Here is a 5,388-nt window from a genome sequence, read left to right as displayed (position 1 = left end):
TGGCGTAACGCTCGAACCATTCTTCTTTGGCGGCTAAATAGGCAGAATTTGGACGGTTTTTGGGCATAGTTATCCTGTTGTTTTCAGATTTTAACTGCTAAATCGGGGAGTTAGTCAGATGAGTCTGGGGGGAGTTGCATCTTGTATGCTTCGTGCTGGGTTTTGGTGCTGCTGCGGATACCGCCAGCCCGGCTTTGGGATAGATTATCCCGTATAGATCTGATGCCGGTAGCGGCCATATGGCCCAGCTTCCCGAAGCCGTTCTTTCCGGCGGTGTTGGCATAAGAGTTGGCTTCACCAACAGCATCGGCTAATCGCTTGCTTTCAACGATTCCGCCTGCTGTTCCTTTAACAACAGTGCTCGTACTGCTGCTTACCGCTGTAACGGCAGAGGTCAGATACCTGCCGGAAGAGGAAAGCGGGCCGTTGATCAGCCCTGAAATGATGTCCGGGATGGACATGGTCAGGGCCAGAATGACGATGGACGCACCGAGGATGACCAGCACTTCCGCAAAGTTGATTTCCGGTTTTTGGAATCCGTTGATRAAATCAATGCTCAGCGAGATCAGAAGCTGCATGGTGAASAGCTTCATCGCYACCGAGAAGGCGTATTTGATGAAGTTGATGGCGTAATCKCKGGTGATCTTGGAACCGCTGAAGCCGAGCAGGATGATTCCCGCGTTGAGGACGATGTAAGCTTCGCATTTTACAAGAATTACCTGCGCGGCAATCATGGAAAAGCTGATGCAGATGGCAATGGCAACCAGCACCAGCCCGGCGGATTTGGCGATGTCCCAGCTCATGCTCGCAAGCATGGTGTCGAAGACCTGAACCCCGGCCAGAAAGATGCTTCCTGCCGTCACCGGAGGTGCCCCAAGTTCCTGCGCTGTTCTGCTCAGTCCGATAATGATCTGGTTGGTCCATTCCTTGTAGTAAATGAGTATGGCGAACATCAGCCCGGCGTAGAGCATGAGCATGATGAATTCAGCCATTGCTTCATCAATTCCGGTCTGTTTGGTGGCTATACGAAAGCCCAAAAAGCAGACATCCAGAATCAGGAGAAGTCTAAACAGAACCTTGGCGTGCTCGGTGAGCAGATCATCCCATTTACCGGCCTTGGCGTGGAATTCCGTGGCGATGCGGGAGAGTATCTGCGTGTCGTCTATGGGAGTTCCAGCGGCAGAAGCATCAGCAGCCATGAACAGAACCAGCAGGACGGAGAAGACAAAGCCTGCAAAGAGGATGAAACGATAGTTTACAGCAACCATGGCTAGAATCCGAGCGGCTCCGGGCCAGCTTCTTTTTTACAGGCTTCGCCGTAGGTCGGGGCAAAGAATTTTTCGCTGTCCTGTCGCAGAATCTGCTGATCCTTTTCCTTCTTGGCCTCAATCATGGACTGATTCTGAATCTGGGTAGCCAGCAGCGCACGGAGTTTGCGGATTTCCTGAATCTGAACGCTGCTGAGCTGGTTGGCGGCTTCAAGGGCCTGCATGCGTCCTTCCGGTGTGCTGAGCAGACCTTCAATGTAGGAATCAAATTCCGCAGAATCGCTGATTTCCTGCAACTGACTGCCGGAAAGTTTGAATGTGGCCTTGGTTGCCGCATCGACTCTTTCAGACCACTTGGACCAGTATTCCTTGTACTTCTTGGTAAACTTGGCATTGGGCTGGCCGACCAGTCTTTTGGCGGAGTTGAAGTCCGGGTACTGGGCTTCGTATATGCCGTCCAGAACCTCAATATCGCCCACGGTGGTGACCAGATTCTTTGAAAGCTGGGCCAGTCTTTTGAAGTCCCGGATGACGCTGTTTTTGATGGCAAACGGCAGACGGATCGTGTTCCGAACCATGTTGGTGTATTGCTGGATATTTTGCTGGACCATCATAATTTGCTGCTGAGTCTGCATCATTTCTTCCTTGTAGGTCCGCCACATTGATTCAAGCTGCTCAATGTTTGTGACCCGTTCCAGCATTTGCAGGAATTTGTCACTGCAATTGACGCAGGTGACGGTCATGGCTGAAGCCGGGGACGCGCTGATAAGACCCACGAGCAAAGCTATTGCGGGCGCGACTTGTCGCATTTTCATATAAAGTCTCCTTGTCTTTCCTGAAGCCAGTGCTGCGGCCATTCCTGACCGTGAGTTTTTGAAAGATCCTGAATCCGGGCCAGACTCGCCTTGTCCGACGAGCCCACAAATGAAAGCGCGACCGGGCCGAGAGCCAGCTCAATGAGTCGCCGACCTTCCGGGGAAACCACGTAGTAGTCGCGCTTGGGAGTGGCCGAAGCGATGATTTCAATCTGGCGGGAATTGAGTCCCAGACCTTGATAGAGTTTGTATTGTGCTTCCTGAATTGCCGCCGGATTGGGCAGGTAGATCTTGGTCGGGCAGGACTCCACCAGCACATCCAGAATCCCGGAACGGCTTGCATCTGAAAGGGATTGCGTAGCCAACACCACCGCGCAATTGGCTTTGCGCAGAACCTTGAGCCATTCGCGGATTTTTTCCCTGAAGACCTTATGGCCGAGCATGATCCACGCTTCATCAAGGATGAGCAGCGCGGGCTGGCCGTTCAGTGCTTTTTCAATGCGGTGGAAAAGGTAGAGCAGAACCGGGATGATGTTCTTGTCACCGAGAATCATAAGCTCCTCGATTTCGAAGACCATGAAATCCGAAATACCGAGATCGTCGGAGCTGGCATCAAGCAGCCTGCCCATGGCTCCTTCTCCGGTGTAATGCTTGATGGCCTCGCGCAGTTCTTCGTTTTGCAGACTGTGGTAAAAGTCAGTCATGGAACGCATGTGTTCAGGGTTGTTCCTGATCATGGACATGGCGATATGTATGGCGTTTCTGTGGGCCGGAAGCACGGTCAAGCCCTGCATGGTCGCCAAGGTTTCGATCCATTCTTCCGCCCAGCTCTGTTCAGCATCCGAATCAACGTGCTGAAGCGGAGCAAAGGACAAAAGCGAATCGTCGGCAGCGATTTCATGATGAGACCCGCCAGCACCCAGACAGAGCGGGAGCATTGATTTGCCCTTATCAAAAGCAAAAATGGTGGCCTTCTGATAACGGCGGAACTGGGCTGCCAGAATTCCCAGCAAAGTGGATTTACCCGCGCCGGTAGGCCCGAAAATCAAAGTCTGACCGATGTCGCTCACATGCAGATTCAGCCTGAACGGGGTAGAGCCGTTTGTGGCGCAGTACATGAGCGGCGGTGATGAAGGCGGGAATTTATCTGAAGGATTATGTTCTCGGCCAGCCCAGATTGTTGCCAACGGCAGCAGGTCGGCCAGATTCATGGTGTTGATGATCGGGCGGCGCACGTTGGCGTAGGAATTACCGGGATGAGATCCGAGCCATGCTTCAAGTGCGTTGATTCCTTCAATACGGCTGGGAAAACCCTGATCAAGCAGTTTACGGCGCAGCTCTCTGCTGTTTTCTTCCAGCTCGCCCAAGTCATCACTCATCAGAACAATGACGGCAGTGTAGAACCCGGCACCGACCAGACCGGATTGAAGTTCCTCAATGGCTTGCTCGGCATCATCTGCCATGCTTCTGGCGTCCCTGTTCTCTTTGGCGTTGGCATTGTCATTGAGCTGATCCCAGATCTTATAAATCTGCTGTGACCAAGTTTTCCTGAACTTCTCCAGCTCCTGCTGGGCTTCGTACTGATCCATGCAGATGAAGCGGGTGGAAAATCGGTATTCAATAGGTAGCGATTCAAAATTGGAGAGCATGGACGGCCAGCTGTCCGGCGGAAAGCCGTCCACAGCCAGAACTTTGATAAACCTGCCGCCGATGCTGGGCTGCAAACCGCCGATCAGATCCTGCCCGCCGAGAAGAGCATCGAGATACATAGGCACTTTGGGCAGCAGTATCGGATGCTCTTCACCGGTAAGGCATTTATTCAGCAGGGACAGGAAGGTTGAATATGTATGCAGGTTTCCGTGTTCGTCCGGGAACTCGATGTCTGCAAGATGAGTCAGCTCCATTGAGAGCGAAAGGGAGTCTTCAAGTTCCTGCGCAACAGTCAGGAACTTGTCTAAAGCCTTTTCAAGATGATTGACGGCAGCGGAATTTTCATAAGCAAGGTTGCTCAACTTCTGGGTCAAAAATTCCGGCTTATAGGTGATGATCAGGTAAGTCTCAGTGGAATAGAATGTCCCGGATGATTCAAAGATATTTCTCCTTTCATCTTCAATGGCCTGAGTGACGAAGTCCGGGAAGTGACTGATTCCGGCATGCGGATATTCAGTTGCCGTTGAACGGATAGCCTCCACATGCAGCATCCAGCCGGAATCAAGATTTTTGATCCCGCTGTTAACCCGGCTGCTGACCACAGCCAGTTCTTCAGCAGTACTGGAAGCCGTATCCTGTGCGCGGAACTTCCAGCCGGTCATGAGTGAACCGTCTTTGCAGAGCAGCACTCCGTTATTGACCATGGCCGCATAAGGCAGCAGATCCGGGAGTCCTTTGGGTTTATGGCGGTAATCTTTGAGTTCGATCATTTCAGCTTTACCCCGTTGATCTGCCACGGAGTGGAACGGGCAGCGTAAAAATTCTGCTGGTTGAAATGGCGCAGGCCGATCTTGGAAAGCTGCGGATCAAAGCTGGCGGTCTTTTGCAGAACAAAGACCGTTACAACCCAGAAAACAAGGGCAGCACCGCCAGCATAGAGGGTGAATCCTCCAAGGGCGATCAGGATGGCGAACAGTGCAGAATAAAGCAGCGGTTCGCGCTCGGCACCCATGACCAGCGAAGGCCGATACAGGGAAGCGTGAATGGGGATCTTCCTTCCACTCATATGACCGCCCCGGAAAAGCTGAAGATTGAATCGACAATTGATGCGGCCAGCGCAACAAATGACATGCCGAATACTGTTTTGAGCAGGGTCTTGAAGCCGCCTTCAAGTTCTTCCCTTTTCATGATGAAAGCGATGCCGGAAATCCCCATGCCGCCGATGCAGATCCAGCGACCAACCGGACCGGTGATGGTGCCGACCACCATTTCCATGGGCGTGCTGAGTTCATTGATTGAATTGGAAGCAAAGGCTGCGTCAGGCAGAGCGGCCAGCAGGAGTATTGCCAGAAGGGGCAGATATTTATGCTTATTTGTTTTCATCGTAGATGTACTCCATGATGTATTTTTGATTTACGGGGTCGTATCCGATTACTTCCGCCACTTCAGAGACTGTCCGGCCCTTACGGGTGCGGCGGATGAAAATCAGAAAGTCCACAGCCGAGCCGATCAGTTGCGGCATGGGCGAGGTGGATGCTTCCGAGATAAGTTGCTCAATGCGCAGCAGACCTTCTGCCGCAGAGTTGGCGTGAACAGTGGCAATGCCGCCGGGATGTCCAGTGTTCCAAGCCTTGAGCAGGTCGAGGGCTTCACCC

6 protein-coding genes are annotated in these 5,388 nt (G+C 52.5%); all 6 read right to left on the bottom strand.

Translation table 11 applies throughout. The features are described from left to right. Positions 1-110: 110 nt before the first annotated feature. Positions 111-1,268, bottom strand: coding sequence for a P-type conjugative transfer protein TrbL (gene trbL, locus FMR86_RS20250; RefSeq protein ID WP_163353271.1), 1,158 nt, complete (start codon positions 1,266-1,268; stop codon positions 111-113). A gap of 2 nt (positions 1,269-1,270) precedes the next feature. Then, positions 1,271-2,083 (bottom strand): P-type conjugative transfer protein TrbJ, encoded by an 813-nt coding sequence (trbJ, locus tag FMR86_RS20245; RefSeq protein WP_163353269.1) that lies wholly within the window; start codon positions 2,081-2,083, stop codon positions 1,271-1,273. Beyond that, complete coding sequence (locus tag FMR86_RS20240) at positions 2,080-4,503, bottom strand: conjugal transfer protein TrbE (protein ID WP_163353267.1); 2,424 nt, start codon at positions 4,501-4,503, stop codon at positions 2,080-2,082. The genes trbJ and FMR86_RS20240 overlap by 4 nt, the downstream gene beginning before the upstream one ends. Further along, complete coding sequence (gene trbD, locus FMR86_RS20235) at positions 4,500-4,799, bottom strand: conjugal transfer protein TrbD (RefSeq protein WP_163353266.1); 300 nt, start codon at positions 4,797-4,799, stop codon at positions 4,500-4,502. The genes FMR86_RS20240 and trbD overlap by 4 nt, the downstream gene beginning before the upstream one ends. Beyond that, on the bottom strand, positions 4,796-5,116 hold the full coding sequence (locus tag FMR86_RS20230) for a TrbC/VirB2 family protein (protein ID WP_163353264.1): 321 nt from the start codon (positions 5,114-5,116) through the stop codon (positions 4,796-4,798). The genes trbD and FMR86_RS20230 overlap by 4 nt, the downstream gene beginning before the upstream one ends. Then, positions 5,103-5,388 (bottom strand): ATPase, T2SS/T4P/T4SS family (locus FMR86_RS20225; RefSeq protein ID WP_163353262.1); only part of this gene is annotated, 286 nt, incomplete at its 5' end. The genes FMR86_RS20230 and FMR86_RS20225, both read right to left, overlap by 14 nt.

Source organism: Desulfovibrio sp. JC010, assembly GCF_010470675.1.
Lineage (GTDB): Bacteria > Desulfobacterota > Desulfovibrionia > Desulfovibrionales > Desulfovibrionaceae > Maridesulfovibrio.
Note: the sequence above shows the minus strand (reverse complement) of the source record. Positions and strands in the feature narration are given on the sequence as shown.